Below are 19484 nucleotides of genomic sequence, written 5' to 3'. Positions count from 1 at the left end.
TTCCCTCATTCACTTTCTTTAGCCTTTTTTATAGCATCGTTTAAAAGTTTAGAGCATTCATCACGATATTTACCCAATAAATCAAAGTCAGTTTTTCCATCAATTTCACAATGAGAATCATCATATGCTGGTAAATTATATTTTTTTCTGATTTGCTCTGAAGTCATTGCTCCTGCATCTTTTAAAAGCTTTTTATTTCTAGATCCTCTTGCATCATCTAAAGGAGTTCTTGGGGTAGCAAAATTTACATTAGCTCCTAGTTCGATTAAAAGTTTTGTAACCCTATAAGTTTCAGGTTCTTTTACAGCTTCAAATAAAAGAGTTTTGCTGTATTTTCTTAATTTACTAAAAGTTTGCATATCCACATTAGCTTCTCCTTTAATAGCTAGTTCTAATAATTCATAATTATTGCGTCTAGCCCAAAAATGCATAGGAGTCCAACCAAAGCCATCTTTATGCACTTCAAATTTAGCTCCACGATTGACTAGATATTGTATGATTTGAGAATTTGGATTATCAGCATTGAGTATATAATCATAGATTAGAGCGTTTTGATAAATAATGCTGTTTTCTTCTACTTTTTTCATTAAGATGTATTTTTCATTAGCTTCTTTGATGTATTTCATATCTGTAAAGCAAAAATTATATTTAGGATCTTTTAAACTTAAACCATACTCATCAAATAAATAATCTAAAATAGAAAAATCATTATTATTTTCTTCGCAAGCAAATGCAGCTCTTACTATCAAATAATAAGGATCAAATAAAGGGAAGTCTCCATCCTCATCTTTGATATTAAGCTCATAACAAGATATTTTTACAGGATAATCTTTTAAAATATCTTTTACTTTAACTAAGTCATTATCATCTATAGCTTCAAGAACTAGATCTTCTAATTCATCTTTTTGTTTGTAACTCATAGCTTTGATATCTTCTAATGTTTTCATTGTTTTTCCTTTAGTTTTTTTGTATTTGTTTGTTTTTGTTTAATTCTTCTTCTATATTAGCAGGATCATTTAAATTTAATCTTTTTATCATGATTTTATTAGGTGTTGCTCCTTTGATATGGTGTAGATACATTTCTTTAAATATTGTCTTTATGCTTCTGTGAGCATGTCTGTGGTAGATAAAACCACTTCTTGATCCTTTGTGATCTTCATCGCCTTTATTAAATATCTCTAGATTAGTTATATTATCTATTAATTTTGTGTAATGATTGCATAAAAATAAATAATCAAGCTCATATTCTCTAGCAAGTTTTAATTCAAAGCTTATTTGTTCTGTTAAAGCTTGATCTTTGACATTTTTAACCTCTACTAAAGTAGGGTAATCATTTAGCGTTACTAAAAAATCAGGTATGGTGTGATTAAAACCTTTAGTATTAAAATTAGCATCTAGTTTTCTTCTATTAGATAAATACCTAGTTGATCTTTTAGTAAAAAGCATAGAAGCAGCATATTCTCCTGCATCTCCTATATCTTTTGAATTGATGGTTTTATTTTTTTGTTCTTCTTGGTTTGGAGTGGTGCTGTTTGTTCTACTATCTGAAAAATCATCATCAGCATCATCTTTTTTATCATCACTAGCTTGTTGAGGGTTTTGAAGTTGATCAATCATGTCTTTATGTTTTTCAGCTTTATCTTGATTTCTTTGTAAAAATTCAAGCCTGCCTAGTAGGCTTAGTTTTTCATTTGTTTTGGGTTCTTTTTGTAATTCACTTATTTTCTTCTTTAATTCTTGCTTATCTGTAATAATATCTTTTAAACTTTCATCATCTTTAAGCAAGATTTTAGTCATTTCATCTGCTTTTTTTGCGCAAGCTTCTTGGATAGCTTGTGCTTGCTCTTTTTTATCATCTTCTGTAAAATCTCTATTGTCATTTAAAACTTGTAGGAATTCTTTAGGGCTTTGCAAAGTTAAATTAGGATTTTTTATTTTAGCTATACTTCTTTGAAAGCTTAAATCTATATTTTTTTCATCTTTTTTCCCTTTTCTAAAATCAGTCACTACAAAGCCCTTATCTTCTAAAGGCGCAGGATCAAAGTGTAATGTTTCATTTTTTTCTAAAGATACTAATCTTGGTATTAAAATATATTTTTTTTCTTCAAAGCATTTATCAAAAAAATCTGCTTTAACTGTAGCTATACCATCTTTTACTTCAAAGCCATCGTTATATTTTAACTCTTCATTTAAGCTTTTGATATCATTATCTTTACTTGTATAAACATCATAAAAGATATCATAGTCTTTAAATTTATCTTGTCGCTTTTCTATGCTTTGTGTTTGTATATTTGAAGCAAAATTATTTTCATCAAGTTTGTTTATCTCTTTATCGATTTTTTGTGCATAATCTTTTGCTTGTTCTTTTGTGATATCAGCTTTTTCGTTTGATTGATCTTGGGAATTTATTTTTTCAATTTCTTTTTCTTGATGAATTGTTCCATTTTTATCTTCAAATTTTTTTCCATTGTTTTTATCTTCTGTTTGCAAATGAAAAGGACTGTAAAAATACAATTTGCAATTTTCTAGTATATAAACCTTTTGAAATTCTTTGATATGAAAATTGACATCGGTAAAGTTAATTTTTATCACTCTACTCATTCTCCTTGGCTTTTTTTATAGCATCGTTTAAAAGTTTAGAGCATTCATCACGATATTTACCCAATAAATCAAAGTCAGTTTTTCCATCAATTTCACAATGAGAAGAATCATATGCTGGTAAATTATATTTTTTTCTGATTTGCTCTGAAGTCATTGCTCCTGCATCTTTTAAAAGTTTTTTATTTCTAGATCCTCTTGCATCATCTAAAGGAGTTCTTGGGGTAGCAAAATTCACATTAGCTCCTAGTTCGATTAAAAGTTTTGTAACCCTATAAGTTTCAGGTTCTTTTACAGCTTCAAATAAAAGGGTTTCATTGTATTCACTCTCTTGAATAAGTCGGGTTTGTATATCCACATTAGCTCCTCCTTTAATAGCTAGTTCTAATAATTCATAATTATTCTGCATAACCCAAAAATGCATAGGAGTCCAACCAAAGCCATCTTTATGCACTTCAAATTTAGCTCCACGATTGACTAGATATTGTATGATTTGAGAATTTGGGTTTTTAGTGCCTAGTATATATGCGTAGATTAGAGCTTTTTGATAAATAATGCTGTTTTCTTCTACTTTTTTCATTAAGATGTATTTTTCATTAGCTTCTTTGATGTATTTCATGTCGGGAAAAGCAAAATTATATTTAGGATCTTTTAAACTTAATCCATACTCATCAAATAAATAATCTAAAATAGAAAAATCATTATTATTTTCTTCGCAAGCATATGCAGCTTTCAGCAAGCTCGCTGCTGGATCAAATAAAGATAGCTCGTAATCTTCATTATTATGATGGTATGTAAAATGTGCCTCATAAAAGCTTTCTTTTATGGGATAATCTTTTAAAAGATTTTTAACATTTTCCAAGTCATTATTACTAATAAAATCAAATAATTGTTTTTGAATTTGCATTTTTTCTTCAAAACTCATAGCTTTGATATCTTCTAATGTTTTCATTGTTTTTCCTTTAGTTTTTTGTAATTTTAGTTTTAATTTAAGAAAATTGCTTTTAATCCGCTCTTAAATCACCTCCTTTTACTCTCAAACCTTTATCATCTATAATTACTTGTATTTTTCCTAAATCGTATTTTTGCGATGTTAGGATTATTTATTTGCTAATATGTTCTTTTTATTTAAGTTTTTGGCAAATTTCGTAAGTATAGAAATTTCATATGTATTTAGTAACATTTGAAATATTCCATTTGCTTAGATCTCCATTAAAGTTTTCACAACCTTCAAACATAGAGCTCATATCTGTAACATTACTTACATCCCAAATTTCAATTCCACTAAAATCTCTTCGTTTGCTTTTTTTAAATAGGTTTTTAAAATTTGTAATATTGCTAATATCAATATCACCCAAATAAATATTTTTATCTTTGACTAATTTTACAAGCTCGGCTTTGTTTTTTGGAGTATGTGTAACACCCTTGCTTTTTGCGATCTTAAAAAGTCCATCAAGTGATTTTTTCTTGCTTTTTGCTGCATTTAATCTTGAAAGTATATTAAATAGCTCATATTCATCGCTATTTTTTATGCTTCTGCCTGCATATACTGCCCTATCATCCCAATACTCTTGCTCTAAATCACTAAGATAAGTTTCTAGATTGTCTAGTGTATATTGTGGGATGCTTGCACCCTTATCAAAAAGCTCTAAAATGACTGCTTTTTTAGCTTCCCATTCTGATATATTGGATTTTCTTAAATCGTTTATTGCTTTTAAAAGTTGTGAATCTAAATCTTGCATAAGCCCTCCTTGTATAAAATAAAATTATAACTAAAATTTTCATATCAAATCATAAGGAAAACATTTATACAAAGCTAATTTTGTTTTGCTTAATCATTCTAGCACGATTGATAAGAGCATAAAGGGCTATACTTTCATCATTCAATATTCTTTCAAAAGTTTCACTATATCTATCCCCATCAAACTCAATACTTCTATATTCTATAAGCTCTGCTTTAGCATTAGTGATAAAAGAAATATATTTATCTCTTTGTTTATCGTGTTTAATACCTGCTCGTATTGGTTTAAGTGCTTCATCATACCAAATCACTTCTAGATTTTCTTCTTTGATGATTTTTAATGCTACTTCTTTTGTTAGATATTCTTTAATATCTTTTCCATCGTATTTTTTTCGCCTATAATTCATCTGTAACATTTTATCAATAGCTTCTTTTTCACTATCAAAAGAATAGCTAAGACTAACACTCCCCCTTTCTCCAACATAGAAAGTTTCATATTTATTATTATCAGAATCAAACCACATAGTAAGATGATATTCTCCTAAATGTTTATAAGAAGGATACCAAGTTGTATCAATCAACTTTTCTTCTTTTATAATTGTTCTGCTTGTTCTCTTGTCATTTTCTATTCTTTATTATGGTATTTGTTTGATAAAACCTAATAAGTTTATATAATTTATAATTGTAATATTTTTATATGTTTATTAATTTTCATATACCATAACTTCACTAAAACTAAAACCTAATAAATTGTTTTCTCTCACTATTTTTCTAAATTCACTTGATACAAAAACAGGTACTTCATCATCTTTAATTCTAAATATATGACTTCCATCAAGTTTTGATTTTTTTAAAACAGCTTTAGTAATACTTAGATATTCATCATTATCGCCCATATAAGTATATATAGAATGTTCATAATCTAAAACTTCAAGTGATTTTGTTACATGCATAATTTTACAATCATAATAATTTATTTCCTGACTTTTAATTTCTACATCTAAATATTGCACACAATCTTTAATTAAATCTTGCATTAAATTTACAAATTTTGGAGAGACTATACGCCAACCACAGTCATTGTGTATAAGATCAGTCAGTATGTTACCATCATCTTTGTCGATTTCAAAACTAGGTGTTTGCCAATTTGTGATAGGTTTGGATTCTAAAAGTGCATATTTGTCATTGTTTTTTATATCTGACTTAATACAGTTTATCCAATTATCAACATCATTATGTTGTCCATTATACATCATTTTATAATATTTCATTAATTTCTCTCCTTATAGTATTCTTTATGAAGTAAAACAGGATTATTTTTGATTTCTTCTTTTAGTTTTTCAAATTCTTTTAAGAATTTATCCTTATCTCCTCTAGCTATTTTATCAATTTTACTCATTTTTTCAAGAATATATTCGTGATATTCATTAGGATGTCTTCCACGATGTGGCATTTTAACTTTGTTCCAATCTCCATCCAATTCCAAGTTATATTTTTTTGTTATTTTTCGAAATTCTTTAGTAAATCTTTTATTTTTATCGGTAGCAATGTGATGGGTTTGAATTGGTTGTTGTTTGTTGTGGCTTTCCATCCCTTCCCATTTTATCTTGTCCCATTTAATCTTAGCAAGAGGATTAGCTTGTATTTTAGTTAGAGCAAATTTAATCTTATTTTTCTTAGGTATAGCTAGTATAGGATAACCTTTATTACTTACTCCTATTAAACCCATTTGTAAAACAGAATGTTTATGATTTACTTTATGATTGGAATAAGTATAAGCCAATACTAAAGCTACTTTAGTGCAAGGTCCTCCTGCTATAGGTGGATTTACACATCCACTTATACTAGCTCCTTGTATTTCATTATGAAGCATAATGGGAGTATTATCTGATTTTATCCTTTTAGCATTCTTTGCTTTTAACTTAACCTTACCTCCATGTATGCATAATAAAGTATTATCTTCTAATATAGGATGCATACAAGAAGTATCAGGACTTATATTAATATCTTCTATTCTAGCAAGAGTGATTTTTCTTTTTTTAACCATAGAAAACCTTGTGGGTTTGAAGTATGCTTTTTAATTGCTCATCTTTAGCATAAAGAAGTTTTTCTTCTAAAGAACAATCAAAATTTAAAGGAAAAGGTTTTAGAATATCCTTGCTTAGAAATTTTTGCCAAAGTATAGAGTTTTCTTCTAGTGAGAAATTCCAAAAATCTTCTTTGTTGTTGTAAACATAGTCTTTATAGTCTATAAAATTTACAAAGTTGATATTTACATTTTTTTGCTTAGAAAGCATACCTTGTATGCTTTCTTCTGCTGTATTTTTTGGAATTTTATTATAGTTTTTAAGATAATGCTTTATTCTATTGTTATTTAAGTCTTGATTTTCAAGTTCATTTAAAAGTTCTTTAGAATAATAATTTAAAAAATAATTATTTGCATATTCTTCAATATACTCTTTAAAACTTCTTTTATAAATTAACTCATCATAACTAATAGGGTAAGATTTTAAAGTATTATTTTTAGAATTTAATATATAATCATACCCTATAAAAAAATAAGAAAAATCCATAAAGGCATAATCAGCACTTATGCCTTTACAAAGACTTAAAAAAATATTTTCAAGTTCTAAGATGATTTTTTCATCTTTGCTTAAATTTAACTCTTTTTGAAGTTGTTCTTGGGTTTTTGGGGTAAAACCATAATTAAGCCTATCTTCATAATTTTTTATTAGATAATTTAAATTTTCATCATTAAGATTAAAAGTAAGGCATAATGAAGAATTAAAATAAACATCGTATTTATTAAAATAGGGTGCTAGATTATCTTTTTCTATAAAAGTATTGATTTGGCTTTGAGAAAAATTTTCTCCTTTTTCATCCCAAAAAGGAAAATTAGGAGAGAGGTTTTTAAGAGTTCCTATTTCACTTAAATCATCTTTTTGATAGTATCGGTGTAAAATATACTTGCTTTTATCTTGACATAAGCGATTATAAATTTGAGTATAATTTGAAGGTAAAAAATTTAACCATTCATCATCACCATGTAAATTTATACCTTCAAATTGATCAACACTAAAATAAGCTTTAAGTTCTTGTATAGCTTTTAAGGTGTTTTCTAAATGTTTATTATAGAAATTATTTTCATTAGCTTTTTTAAAGCTAAGCCATTCTTGTAAATTAAGGCGATTGCCTTTTAAACTCCAAGCGTTAAGGTATTTTTCATCACTAAAAGTTTTTTTAGATAAAAGATGAAAGCTAACTTGATTGGCACTTAATGTTTGTTTCATTTAAAAGTTTTCAAGGCATCAATAAAATCTTTTATATCTTTTACCTGATCTTCTACCCAATCCTCCACTGTATAATCCTCATCACATTCGCTATCTTCACTGTAATAATCTCCTCCTTCAAAATCAGCAGGATTATCATAAAGTTCCATTTCTATATGTTCTAATTCAAATTCCAAATCATTTATAAAATTTCGAAGAATCGTCCCATTAAAATTCTTTTTATCATAGTCTAAAATAGTGATTAGATTAGACGGTAAAACAACCTTATCTTTTTCATCAAATTTTAAGTTGTTGTTTTCTACTAAATTTTTATATTCATAACTTAAGATGTTACTTATGAAAGTTCTTCGTTTGTGTTTTTTTAAACCATCTAAGGCATCTTTTACATAATTATCATTTTCAAGATAGTAATTAAACACTTCTTGTATATCTTCATCTAATAAAATTTTATTTTTCATAATCTCTCCTTATAATTTATTTTAGCTAAAGTTAATTTTTATTCCCTCATTCACTTTCTTTAGCCTTTTTTATAGCATCGTTTAAAAGTTTAGAGCATTCATCACGATATTTACCCAATAAATCAAAGTCAGTTTTTCCATCAATTTCACAATGAGAATCATCATATGCTGGTAAATTATATTTTTTTCTGATTTGCTCTGAAGTCATTGCTCCTGCATCTTTTAAAAGCTTTTTATTTCTAGATCCTCTTGCATCATCTAAAGGAGTTCTTGGGGTAGCAAAATTTACATTAGCTCCTAGTTCGATTAAAAGTTTTGTAACCCTATAAGTTTCAGGTTCTTTTACAGCTTCAAATAAAAGAGTTTTGCTGTATTTTCTTAATTTACTAAAAGTTTGCATATCCACATTAGCTTCTCCTTTAATAGCTAGTTCTAATAATTCATAATTATTGCGTCTAGCCCAAAAATGCATAGGAGTCCAACCAAAGCCATCTTTATGCACTTCAAATTTAGCTCCACGATTGACTAGATATTGTATGATTTGAGAATTTGGATTATCAGCATTGAGTATATAATCATAGATTAGAGCGTTTTGATAAATAATGCTGTTTTCTTCTACTTTTTTCATTAAGATGTATTTTTCATTAGCTTCTTTGATGTATTTCATATCTGTAAAGCAAAAATTATATTTAGGATCTTTTAAACTTAAACCATACTCATCAAATAAATAATCTAAAATAGAAAAATCATTATTATTTTCTTCGCAAGCAAATGCAGCTCTTACTATCAAATAATAAGGATCAAATAAAGGGAAGTCTCCATCCTCATCTTTGATATTAAGCTCATAACAAGATATTTTTACAGGATAATCTTTTAAAATATCTTTTACTTTAACTAAGTCATTATCATCTATAGCTTCAAGAACTAGATCTTCTAATTCATCTTTTTTGTTTGTAACTCATAGCTTTGATATCTTCTAATGTTTTCATTGTTTTTCCTTTAGTTTTTTTGTATTTGTTTGTTTTTGTTTAATTCTTCTTCTATATTAGCAGGATCATTTAAATTTAATCTTTTTATCATGATTTTATTAGGTGTTGCTCCTTTGATATGGTGTAGATACATTTCTTTAAATATTGTCTTTATGCTTCTGTGAGCATGTCTGTGGTAGATAAAACCACTTCTTGATCCTTTGTGATCTTCATCGCCTTTATTAAATATCTCTAGATTAGTTATATTATCTATTAATTTTGTGTAATGATTGCATAAAAATAAATAATCAAGCTCATATTCTCTAGCAAGTTTTAATTCAAAGCTTATTTGTTCTGTTAAAGCTTGATCTTTGACATTTTTAACCTCTACTAAAGTAGGGTAATCATTTAGCGTTACTAAAAAATCAGGTATGGTGTGATTAAAACCTTTAGTATTAAAATTAGCATCTAGTTTTCTTCTATTAGATAAATACCTAGTTGATCTTTTAGTAAAAAAGCATAGAAGCAGCATATTCTCCTGCATCTCCTATATCTTTTGAATTGATGGTTTTATTTTTTTGTTCTTCTTGGTTTGGAGTGGTGCTGTTTGTTCTACTATCTGAAAAATCATCATCAGCATCATCTTTTTTATCATCACTAGCTTGTTGAGGGTTTTGAAGTTGATCAATCATGTCTTTATGTTTTTCAGCTTTATCTTGATTTCTTTGTAAAAATTCAAGCCTGCCTAGTAGGCTTAGTTTTTCATTTGTTTTGGGTTCTTTTTGTAATTCACTTATTTTCTTCTTTAATTCTTGCTTATCTGTAATAATATCTTTTAAACTTTCATCATCTTTAAGCAAGATTTTAGTCATTTCATCTGCTTTTTTTTGCGCAAGCTTCTTGGATAGCTTGTGCTTGCTCTTTTTTATCATCTTCTGTAAAATCTCTATTGTCATTTAAAACTTGTAGGAATTCTTTAGGGCTTTGCAAAGTTAAATTAGGATTTTTTATTTTAGCTATACTTCTTTGAAAGCTTAAATCTATATTTTTTTCATCTTTTTTCCCTTTTCTAAAATCAGTCACTACAAAGCCCTTATCTTCTAAAGGCGCAGGATCAAAGTGTAATGTTTCATTTTTTTCTAAAGATACTAATCTTGGTATTAAAATATATTTTTTTTTCTTCAAAGCATTTATCAAAAAAATCTGCTTTAACTGTAGCTATACCATCTTTTACTTCAAAGCCATCGTTATATTTTAACTCTTCATTTAAGCTTTTGATATCATTATCTTTACTTGTATAAACATCATAAAAGATATCATAGTCTTTAAATTTATCTTGTCGCTTTTCTATGCTTTGTGTTTGTATATTTGAAGCAAAATTATTTTCATCAAGTTTGTTTATCTCTTTATCGATTTTTTGTGCATAATCTTTTGCTTGTTCTTTTGTGATATCAGCTTTTTCGTTTGATTGATCTTGGGAATTTATTTTTTCAATTTCTTTTTCTTGATGAATTGTTCCATTTTTATCTTCAAATTTTTTTCCATTGTTTTTTATCTTCTGTTTGCAAATGAAAAGGACTGTAAAAATACAATTTGCAATTTTCTAGTATATAAACCTTTTGAAATTCTTTGATATGAAAATTGACATCGGTAAAGTTAATTTTTATCACTCTACTCATTCTCCTTGGCTTTTTTTATAGCATCGTTTAAAAGTTTAGAGCATTCATCACGATATTTACCCAATAAATCAAAGTCAGTTTTTCCATCAATTTCACAATGAGAAGAATCATATGCTGGTAAATTATATTTTTTTCTGATTTGCTCTGAAGTCATTGCTCCTGCATCTTTTAAAAGTTTTTTATTTCTAGATCCTCTTGCATCATCTAAAGGAGTTCTTGGGGTAGCAAAATTCACATTAGCTCCTAGTTCGATTAAAAGTTTTGTAACCCTATAAGTTTCAGGTTCTTTTACAGCTTCAAATAAAAGGGTTTCATTGTATTCACTCTCTTGAATAAGTCGGGTTTGTATATCCACATTAGCTCCTCCTTTAATAGCTAGTTCTAATAATTCATAATTATTCTGCATAACCCAAAAATGCATAGGAGTCCAACCAAAGCCATCTTTATGCACTTCAAATTTAGCTCCACGATTGACTAGATATTGTATGATTTGAGAATTTGGGTTTTTAGTGCCTAGTATATATGCGTAGATTAGAGCTTTTTGATAAATAATGCTGTTTTCTTCTACTTTTTTCATTAAGATGTATTTTTCATTAGCTTCTTTGATGTATTTCATGTCGGGAAAAGCAAAATTATATTTAGGATCTTTTAAACTTAATCCATACTCATCAAATAAATAATCTAAAATAGAAAAATCATTATTATTTTCTTCGCAAGCATATGCAGCTTTCAGCAAGCTCGCTGCTGGATCAAATAAAGATAGCTCGTAATCTTCATTATTATGATGGTATGTAAAATGTGCCTCATAAAAGCTTTCTTTTATGGGATAATCTTTTAAAAGATTTTTAACATTTTCCAAGTCATTATTACTAATAAAATCAAATAATTGTTTTTGAATTTGCATTTTTTCTTCAAAACTCATAGCTTTGATATCTTCTAATGTTTTCATTGTTTTTCCTTTAGTTTTTTGTAATTTTAGTTTTAATTTAAGAAAATTGCTTTTAATCCGCTCTTAAATCACCTCCTTTTACTCTCAAACCTTTATCATCTATAATTACTTGTATTTTTCCTAAATCGTATTTTTGCGATGTTAGGATTATTTATTTGCTAATATGTTCTTTTTATTTAAGTTTTTGGCAAATTTCGTAAGTATAGAAATTTCATATGTATTTAGTAACATTTGAAATATTCCATTTGCTTAGATCTCCATTAAAGTTTTCACAACCTTCAAACATAGAGCTCATATCTGTAACATTACTTACATCCCAAATTTCAATTCCACTAAAATCTCTTCGTTTGCTTTTTTTAAATAGGTTTTTAAAATTTGTAATATTGCTAATATCAATATCACCCAAATAAATATTTTTATCTTTGACTAATTTTACAAGCTCGGCTTTGTTTTTTGGAGTATGTGTAACACCCTTGCTTTTTGCGATCTTAAAAAGTCCATCAAGTGATTTTTTCTTGCTTTTTGCTGCATTTAATCTTGAAAGTATATTAAATAGCTCATATTCATCGCTATTTTTTATGCTTCTGCCTGCATATACTGCCCTATCATCCCAATACTCTTGCTCTAAATCACTAAGATAAGTTTCTAGATTGTCTAGTGTATATTGTGGGATGCTTGCACCCTTATCAAAAAGCTCTAAAATGACTGCTTTTTTAGCTTCCCATTCTGATATATTGGATTTTCTTAAATCGTTTATTGCTTTTAAAAGTTGTGAATCTAAATCTTGCATAAGCCCTCCTTGTATAAAATAAAATTATAACTAAAATTTTCATATCAAATCATAAGGAAAACATTTATACAAAGCTAATTTTGTTTTGCTTAATCATTCTAGCACGATTGATAAGAGCATAAAGGGCTATACTTTCATCATTCAATATTCTTTCAAAAGTTTCACTATATCTATCCCCATCAAACTCAATACTTCTATATTCTATAAGCTCTGCTTTAGCATTAGTGATAAAAGAAATATATTTATCTCTTTGTTTATCGTGTTTAATACCTGCTCGTATTGGTTTAAGTGCTTCATCATACCAAATCACTTCTAGATTTTCTTCTTTGATGATTTTTAATGCTACTTCTTTTGTTAGATATTCTTTAATATCTTTTCCATCGTATTTTTTTCGCCTATAATTCATCTGTAACATTTTATCAATAGCTTCTTTTTCACTATCAAAAGAATAGCTAAGACTAACACTCCCCCTTTCTCCAACATAGAAAGTTTCATATTTATTATTATCAGAATCAAACCACATAGTAAGATGATATTCTCCTAAATGTTTATAAGAAGGATACCAAGTTGTATCAATCAACTTTTCTTCTTTTATAATTGTTCTGCTTGTTCTCTTGTCATTTTCTATTCTTTATTATGGTATTTGTTTGATAAAACCTAATAAGTTTATATAATTTATAATTGTAATATTTTTATATGTTTATTAATTTTCATATACCATAACTTCACTAAAACTAAAACCTAATAAATTGTTTTCTCTCACTATTTTTCTAAATTCACTTGATACAAAAACAGGTACTTCATCATCTTTAATTCTAAATATATGACTTCCATCAAGTTTTGATTTTTTTAAAACAGCTTTAGTAATACTTAGATATTCATCATTATCGCCCATATAAGTATATATAGAATGTTCATAATCTAAAACTTCAAGTGATTTTGTTACATGCATAATTTTACAATCATAATAATTTATTTCCTGACTTTTAATTTCTACATCTAAATATTGCACACAATCTTTAATTAAATCTTGCATTAAATTTACAAATTTTGGAGAGACTATACGCCAACCACAGTCATTGTGTATAAGATCAGTCAGTATGTTACCATCATCTTTGTCGATTTCAAAACTAGGTGTTTGCCAATTTGTGATAGGTTTGGATTCTAAAAGTGCATATTTGTCATTGTTTTTTATATCTGACTTAATACAGTTTATCCAATTATCAACATCATTATGTTGTCCATTATACATCATTTTATAATATTTCATTAATTTCTCTCCTTATAGTATTCTTTATGAAGTAAAACAGGATTATTTTTGATTTCTTCTTTTAGTTTTTCAAATTCTTTTAAGAATTTATCCTTATCTCCTCTAGCTATTTTATCAATTTTACTCATTTTTTCAAGAATATATTCGTGATATTCATTAGGATGTCTTCCACGATGTGGCATTTTAACTTTGTTCCAATCTCCATCCAATTCCAAGTTATATTTTTTTGTTATTTTTCGAAATTCTTTAGTAAATCTTTTATTTTTATCGGTAGCAATGTGATGGGTTTGAATTGGTTGTTGTTTGTTGTGGCTTTCCATCCCTTCCCATTTTATCTTGTCCCATTTAATCTTAGCAAGAGGATTAGCTTGTATTTTAGTTAGAGCAAATTTAATCTTATTTTTCTTAGGTATAGCTAGTATAGGATAACCTTTATTACTTACTCCTATTAAACCCATTTGTAAAACAGAATGTTTATGATTTACTTTATGATTGGAATAAGTATAAGCCAATACTAAAGCTACTTTAGTGCAAGGTCCTCCTGCTATAGGTGGATTTACACATCCACTTATACTAGCTCCTTGTATTTCATTATGAAGCATAATGGGAGTATTATCTGATTTTATCCTTTTAGCATTCTTTGCTTTTAACTTAACCTTACCTCCATGTATGCATAATAAAGTATTATCTTCTAATATAGGATGCATACAAGAAGTATCAGGACTTATATTAATATCTTCTATTCTAGCAAGAGTGATTTTTCTTTTTTTAGCCATAAAAAGCCTTGTGGGTTTTTTAACCCACTAAGATTATATTAAATCATAAGGAAAGTATTTATACTGTTTAAATTCTTCTTTATCCAAATTCATTAGTTTTACAATTGTAGCACCTTCAAGATCCCAGGTATCTAAAGGATCCCTTAACCTTGTATGTTTTTTCATATATTTATGTAAAAACTCAATATCTTGTGTGGCTATAAAATCTTTAATCAGTTCATGTTCTTTGCAAACACATTTGCGTTCTAAATTTAAATTCTTACCCTTAGATCCTATAAAATGTAAAAACCAATCTCTATTGAGTATGTCCCTTCTTTTTCTCTCATCTTCTTCTATTAATTTTAACAAACAAGTAGTATCCATATCTAATAATACTCTAACGCAAAGCTCAATAGCATTTCCCCTGTAATAGCCAATATCTAATCCTGTTTCTAAACGATTTTTTTCTTTTAATAGCATAAGTGCTTCTAAATCTTTTTTAACTATGTTTATATCATCACCGCGAGAGTATTTATCTAAAGCAATACATTTTTTTCCATCTTCTATACAAAAAATACAAGTTTGTCTATCTCCAAAAGGAAGTTCTAAAAATATTTTTTCGGATTTCTTGATATCTTCTTCACACTTTATTATATGTTTTGTAAAATACGCTTCATCTTTCTTAATATTTCTTACCATTTTTTATCCTTTAGGTTTTTTAATTTTATTTGCATCTTTATCTAAATAATGAATGGTTTCTTTGCCTCCTTCATCAACATGAAATAAATCTTTTCTGATTTCATTGCTATTTTTTTTAAGAAGTTCTTTTATCTTTTCTCTATGTTCTTCATCTGCAATACTAAGTCTATTTTTATCCTTTTCTAATATCCAATCATCACTCATTTGCTTGTATTTTTGATTTCTATTTAACTTGCTTGTTCCAAACTTAGCTTCTGCGATGATATATTTTGGATTTTTATTGGGGTTATAATAAATTCCATCAATTCCTTGATGAATTCTATCATCAAGTTCTTGAACTTTGTTTAAGCTAATTCTTTTATAGCCTTGATTTAAATAATGCAAATGCATTTTAACTTCGCCATAATTTCCTTTTTGTTTATTGCTTAATTTATCAATGCCATTTAATTTTTGTATCTTTTTTTCCATATTTGCTAAAACTTTTTTAGCTTCTTTTTGTTGTGCTTGAACTTCTTTTAAAAATGCTTGTTGTTTATTTACTTGTTTCCTTCTTTGTGCTGCTTTTAGCTTACCTCCCATCCCTTCCCATTTTATCTTGTCCCATTTAATCTTAGCAAGAGGATTAGCTTGTATTTTAGTTAGAGCAAATTTAATCTTATTTTTCTTAGGTATAGCTAGTATAGGATAACCTTTATTACTTACTCCTATTAAACCCATTTGTAAAACAGAATGTTTATGATTTACTTTATGATTGGAATAAGTATAAGCCAATACTAAAGCTACTTTAGTGCAAGGTCCTCCTGCTATAGGTGGATTTACACATCCACTTATACTAGCTCCTTGTATTTCATTATGAAGCATAATGGGAGTATTATCTGATTTTATCCTTTTAGCATTCTTTGCTTTTAACTTAACCTTACCTCCATGTATGCATAATAAAGTATTATCTTCTAATATAGGATGCATACAAGAAGTATCAGGACTTATATTAATATCTTCTATTCTAGCAAGAGTGATTTTTCTTTTTTTAACCATAGAAAACCTTGTGGGTTTGAAGTATGCTTTTTAATTGCTCATCTTTAGCATAAAGAAGTTTTTCTTCTAAAGAACAATCAAAATTTAAAGGAAAAGGTTTTAGAATATCCTTGCTTAGAAATTTTTGCCAAAGTATAGAGTTTTTTAAAAACTTTTAATTGTAAGATTTGCTTTTTTATTGTCAGCTAATTGTAAAACCTTTTTAAGGAGTTCTATAAAATCATTACCATCGCTTGTTATAAAATAATTCGATAGATCTGTAATATCGCTACTAATATTATCGCCCCAAGGTGGCATAAGAGATAAATTTTCAATATCCCAAATTATTTGTTTCGGAGTAAAATTTTTAAATTCTTTTTGTATATTCTCTAGTTCATTTAGTGCTAAAGAGGCTTGAGAAAAATTTAATTCACCTTGATATATTTCATTCATTAAGATAGGGAATCTACTTCCCCAATTCCCTTTTTCAAGATGATAAGCTACATTGCTAAAAAATGCATATAAAAAATCACCGCTACCTATTTCAAACCAAAGTCCATTTATATTAAAACCCACCATTAATTTCCTTAAATTTATTTAGTTTTAAATTGAATAAGTATAGCACAATTCAATTTAGCATAAATTTTTTGTTTTATTTTCTCTTGTATTTCTTTAGATATATTTTGTTCTCTAGAATCTATAATGAATATTTGTTTAGTTCCAGGTGGTAAATGTTGCAATCTTTGTTGATACTGTTTGGTGATAATATTAATTAAATTATTTACATTAGATGTTTTATCAAGATTATAGTTTTTAATTTCAATGCTAGAGCCGCTTTTGTATAAGTCTGGACGAACGGAATGTTTTGTTCCATATTGCACTTCCTTGCCATTAAGAAAAGATTTCTGTTTTTCATAATCATGGTATGATTTTGACATATCTTCTTCAGATTTTCGCCAATGAGGTTTTTTGGTGGGTATATTTAATATAGATATTTGTTTTGAATTATTATATTTTTGCTGATTATGTTTTAATTTTTGTATTTGCTTTGCTCTATCATTTTTGTTTTTCTTATTTCTTTTACCTCCCATCCCTTCCCATTTTATCTTGTCCCATTTAATCTTAGCAAGAGGATTAGCTTGTATTTTAGTTAGAGCAAATTTAATCTTATTTTTCTTAGGTATAGCTAGTATAGGATAACCTTTATTACTTACTCCTATTAAACCCATTTGTAAAACAGAATGTTTATGATTTACTTTATGATTGGAATAAGTATAAGCCAATACTAAAGCTACTTTAGTGCAAGGTCCTCCTGCTATAGGTGGATTTACACATCCACTTATACTAGCTCCTTGTATTTCATTATGAAGCATAATGGGAGTATTATCTGATTTTATCCTTTTAGCATTCTTTGCTTTTAACTTAACCTTACCTCCATGTATGCATAATAAAGTATTATCTTCTAATATAGGATGCATACAAGAAGTATCAGGACTTATATTAATATCTTCTATTCTAGCAAGAGTGATTTTTCTTTTTTTAACCATAGAAAACCTTGTGGGTTTGAAGTATGCTTTTTAATTGCTCATCTTTAGCATAAAGAAGTTTTTCTTCTAAAGAACAATCAAAATTTAAAGGAAAAGGTTTTAGAGTATCCTTGCTTAGAAATTTTTGCCAAAGTATAGAGTTTTCTTCTAGTGAGAAATTCCAAAAATCTTCTTTGTTGTTGTAAACATAGTCTTTATAGTCTATAAAATTTACAAAGTTGATATTTACATTTTTTTGCTTAGAAAGCATACCTTGTATGCTTTCTTCTGCTGTATTTTTTGGAATTTTATTATAGTTTTTAAGATAATGCTTTATTCTATTGTTATTTAAGTCTTGATTTTCAAGTTCATTTAAAAGTTCTTTAGAATAATAATTTAAAAAATAATTATTTGCATATTCTTCAATATACTCTTTAAAACTTCTTTTATAAATTAACTCATCATAACTAATAGGGTAAGATTTTAAAGTATTATTTTTAGAATTTAATATATAATCATACCCTATAAAAAAATAAGAAAAATCCATAAAGGCATAATCAGCACTTATGCCTTTACAAAGACTTAAAAAAATATTTTCAAGTTCTAAGATGATTTTTTCATCTTTGCTTAAATTTAACTCTTTTTGAAGTTGTTCTTGGGTTTTTGGGGTAAAACCATAATTAAGCCTATCTTCATAATTTTTTATTAGATAATTTAAATTTTCATCATTAAGATTAAAAGTAAGGCATAATGAAGAATTAAAATAAACATCGTATTTATTAAAATAGGGTGCTAGATTATCTTTTTCTATAAAAGTATTGATTTGGCTTTGAGAAAAATTTTCTCCTTTTTCATCCCAAAAAGGAAAATTAGGAGAGAGGTTTTTAAGAGTTCCTATTTCACTTAAATCATCTTTTTGATAGTATCGGTGTAAAATATACTTGCTTTTATCTTGACATAAGCGATTATAAATTTGAGTATAATTTGAAGGTAAAAAATTTAACCATTCATCATCACCATGTAAATTTATACCTTCAAATTGATCAACACTAAAATAAGCTTTAAGTTCTTGTATAGCTTTTAAGGTGTTTTCTAAATGTTTATTATAGAAATTATTTTCATTAGCTTTTTTAAAGCTAAGCCATTCTTGTAAATTAAGGCGATTGCCTTTTAAACTCCAAGCGTTAAGGTATTTTTCATCACTAAAAGTTTTTTTAGATAAAAGATGAAAGCTAACTTGATTGGCACTTAATGTTTGTTTCATTTAAAAGTTTTCAAGGCATCAATAAAATCTTTTATATCTTTTACCTGATCTTCTACCCAATCCTCCACTGTATAATCCTCATCACATTCGCTATCTTCACTGTAATAATCTCCTCCTTCAAAATCAGCAGGATTATCATAAAGTTCCATTTCTATATGTTCTAATTCAAATTCCAAATCATTTATAAAATTTCGAAGAATCGTCCCATTAAAATTCTTTTTATCATAGTCTAAAATAGTGATTAGATTAGACGGTAAAACAACCTTATCTTTTTCATCAAATTTTAAGTTGTTGTTTTCTACTAAATTTTTATATTCATAACTTAAGATGTTACTTATGAAAGTTCTTCGTTTGTGTTTTTTTAAACCATCTAAGGCATCTTTTACATAATTATCATTTTCAAGATAGTAATTAAACACTTCTTGTATATCTTCATCTAATAAAATTTTATTTTTCATAATCTCTCCTTATAATTTATTTTAG

The 19484-nt window shown here is 27.3% G+C and carries 22 protein-coding genes and 3 pseudogenes; all 25 read right to left on the bottom strand.

The genetic code is table 11. The features are described 5' to 3' along the window. Positions 1 to 5: 5 nt before the first annotated feature. A complete protein-coding gene (locus CSUB8523_RS05630; RefSeq protein ID WP_082019375.1) occupies positions 6 to 947 on the bottom strand; it encodes an ankyrin repeat domain-containing protein in 942 nt (313 codons plus the stop codon). 10 nt (positions 948 to 957) lie between these two features. Next, positions 958 to 2601: a putative toxin gene (locus tag CSUB8523_RS05625; RefSeq protein WP_043019875.1), complete on the bottom strand. Its 1644-nt coding sequence runs from the start codon at positions 2599 to 2601 to the stop codon at positions 958 to 960. Beyond that, positions 2594 to 3550 (bottom strand): ankyrin repeat domain-containing protein, encoded by a 957-nt coding sequence (locus tag CSUB8523_RS05620; RefSeq protein WP_082019374.1) that lies wholly within the window; start codon positions 3548 to 3550, stop codon positions 2594 to 2596. Before CSUB8523_RS05620 ends, CSUB8523_RS05625 begins: the two co-directional genes overlap by 8 nt. Before the next feature lie 211 nt (positions 3551 to 3761). After that, positions 3762 to 4340: a DUF285 domain-containing protein gene (locus CSUB8523_RS09555; RefSeq protein ID WP_052243677.1), complete on the bottom strand. Its 579-nt coding sequence runs from the start codon at positions 4338 to 4340 to the stop codon at positions 3762 to 3764. A 64-nt stretch (positions 4341 to 4404) separates the two neighbouring features. After that, a pseudogene (locus CSUB8523_RS05610) lies at positions 4405 to 4961 on the bottom strand (hypothetical protein). Positions 4962 to 5043: 82 nt separating this feature from the next. Then, the gene (locus CSUB8523_RS05605) at positions 5044 to 5610 is read right to left on the bottom strand and encodes an imm11 family protein (RefSeq protein WP_043019873.1); all 567 of its coding nucleotides are present in this window, start codon (positions 5608 to 5610) and stop codon (positions 5044 to 5046) included. After that, on the bottom strand, positions 5610 to 6386 hold the full coding sequence (locus CSUB8523_RS10465; protein ID WP_235362545.1) for an AHH domain-containing protein: 777 nt from the start codon (positions 6384 to 6386) through the stop codon (positions 5610 to 5612). Before CSUB8523_RS10465 ends, CSUB8523_RS05605 begins: the two co-directional genes overlap by 1 nt. Beyond that, positions 6379 to 7629: a hypothetical protein gene (locus CSUB8523_RS05595; RefSeq protein ID WP_043019874.1), complete on the bottom strand. Its 1251-nt coding sequence runs from the start codon at positions 7627 to 7629 to the stop codon at positions 6379 to 6381. The genes CSUB8523_RS10465 and CSUB8523_RS05595 overlap by 8 nt, the downstream gene beginning before the upstream one ends. After that, positions 7626 to 8087 (bottom strand): hypothetical protein, encoded by a 462-nt coding sequence (locus CSUB8523_RS05590; RefSeq protein ID WP_039663849.1) that lies wholly within the window; start codon positions 8085 to 8087, stop codon positions 7626 to 7628. The genes CSUB8523_RS05595 and CSUB8523_RS05590 overlap by 4 nt, the downstream gene beginning before the upstream one ends. Positions 8088 to 8133: 46 nt before the next feature. Continuing rightward, positions 8134 to 9076 (bottom strand): annotated as a pseudogene (locus tag CSUB8523_RS05585) (ankyrin repeat domain-containing protein). A 10-nt stretch (positions 9077 to 9086) separates the two neighbouring features. Further along, the gene (locus CSUB8523_RS10460) at positions 9087 to 9587 is read right to left on the bottom strand and encodes a putative toxin (protein ID WP_235362544.1); all 501 of its coding nucleotides are present in this window, start codon (positions 9585 to 9587) and stop codon (positions 9087 to 9089) included. Further along, positions 9562 to 9927 (bottom strand): hypothetical protein, encoded by a 366-nt coding sequence (locus tag CSUB8523_RS10455; protein ID WP_235362543.1) that lies wholly within the window; start codon positions 9925 to 9927, stop codon positions 9562 to 9564. The genes CSUB8523_RS10460 and CSUB8523_RS10455 overlap by 26 nt, the downstream gene beginning before the upstream one ends. A gap of 1 nt (position 9928) precedes the next feature. After that, complete coding sequence (locus tag CSUB8523_RS10450; protein ID WP_235362541.1) at positions 9929 to 10252, bottom strand: hypothetical protein; 324 nt, start codon at positions 10250 to 10252, stop codon at positions 9929 to 9931. Between the two features lie 332 nt (positions 10253 to 10584). After that, complete coding sequence (locus tag CSUB8523_RS10445) at positions 10585 to 10725, bottom strand: hypothetical protein (protein WP_235362539.1); 141 nt, start codon at positions 10723 to 10725, stop codon at positions 10585 to 10587. A gap of 1 nt (position 10726) precedes the next feature. After that, positions 10727 to 11683 carry an ankyrin repeat domain-containing protein gene (locus CSUB8523_RS05575; protein WP_082019374.1) on the bottom strand — a complete coding sequence of 319 codons (957 nt, stop codon included), beginning with the start codon at positions 11681 to 11683 and terminating at the stop codon, positions 10727 to 10729. A 211-nt stretch (positions 11684 to 11894) separates the two neighbouring features. Further along, positions 11895 to 12473, bottom strand: coding sequence for a DUF285 domain-containing protein (locus CSUB8523_RS09550; protein WP_052243677.1), 579 nt, complete (start codon positions 12471 to 12473; stop codon positions 11895 to 11897). Between the two features lie 64 nt (positions 12474 to 12537). Then, a pseudogene (locus tag CSUB8523_RS05565) lies at positions 12538 to 13094 on the bottom strand (hypothetical protein). Positions 13095 to 13176: 82 nt separating this feature from the next. Continuing rightward, on the bottom strand, positions 13177 to 13743 hold the full coding sequence (locus CSUB8523_RS05560; RefSeq protein ID WP_043019873.1) for an imm11 family protein: 567 nt from the start codon (positions 13741 to 13743) through the stop codon (positions 13177 to 13179). Beyond that, positions 13743 to 14519, bottom strand: a complete 777-nt coding sequence (locus tag CSUB8523_RS10440; RefSeq protein WP_235362536.1) for an AHH domain-containing protein — start codon at positions 14517 to 14519, stop codon at positions 13743 to 13745. The genes CSUB8523_RS05560 and CSUB8523_RS10440 overlap by 1 nt, the downstream gene beginning before the upstream one ends. Positions 14520 to 14552: 33 nt before the next feature. After that, the gene (locus tag CSUB8523_RS05550; RefSeq protein ID WP_043019872.1) at positions 14553 to 15197 is read right to left on the bottom strand and encodes a DUF1911 domain-containing protein; all 645 of its coding nucleotides are present in this window, start codon (positions 15195 to 15197) and stop codon (positions 14553 to 14555) included. A gap of 3 nt (positions 15198 to 15200) precedes the next feature. Further along, the gene (locus tag CSUB8523_RS10265) at positions 15201 to 16232 is read right to left on the bottom strand and encodes a hypothetical protein (RefSeq protein WP_069107231.1); all 1032 of its coding nucleotides are present in this window, start codon (positions 16230 to 16232) and stop codon (positions 15201 to 15203) included. Between the two features lie 144 nt (positions 16233 to 16376). Beyond that, positions 16377 to 16790: an immunity 70 family protein gene (locus CSUB8523_RS05540; protein ID WP_039663993.1), complete on the bottom strand. Its 414-nt coding sequence runs from the start codon at positions 16788 to 16790 to the stop codon at positions 16377 to 16379. Between the two features lie 14 nt (positions 16791 to 16804). Then, positions 16805 to 17758 carry a hypothetical protein gene (locus CSUB8523_RS10260; protein WP_167333032.1) on the bottom strand — a complete coding sequence of 318 codons (954 nt, stop codon included), beginning with the start codon at positions 17756 to 17758 and terminating at the stop codon, positions 16805 to 16807. Continuing rightward, positions 17751 to 19001 (bottom strand): hypothetical protein, encoded by a 1251-nt coding sequence (locus CSUB8523_RS05530; RefSeq protein ID WP_039663851.1) that lies wholly within the window; start codon positions 18999 to 19001, stop codon positions 17751 to 17753. Before CSUB8523_RS05530 ends, CSUB8523_RS10260 begins: the two co-directional genes overlap by 8 nt. Continuing rightward, on the bottom strand, positions 18998 to 19459 hold the full coding sequence (locus CSUB8523_RS05525) for a hypothetical protein (RefSeq protein ID WP_039663849.1): 462 nt from the start codon (positions 19457 to 19459) through the stop codon (positions 18998 to 19000). Before CSUB8523_RS05525 ends, CSUB8523_RS05530 begins: the two co-directional genes overlap by 4 nt. Positions 19460 to 19484: the final 25 nt, after the last annotated feature.

Source organism: Campylobacter subantarcticus LMG 24377, assembly GCF_000816305.1.
GTDB classification, from domain to species: domain Bacteria; phylum Campylobacterota; class Campylobacteria; order Campylobacterales; family Campylobacteraceae; genus Campylobacter_D; species Campylobacter_D subantarcticus.
This window is presented reverse-complemented; position numbering and strand designations above follow the sequence as displayed.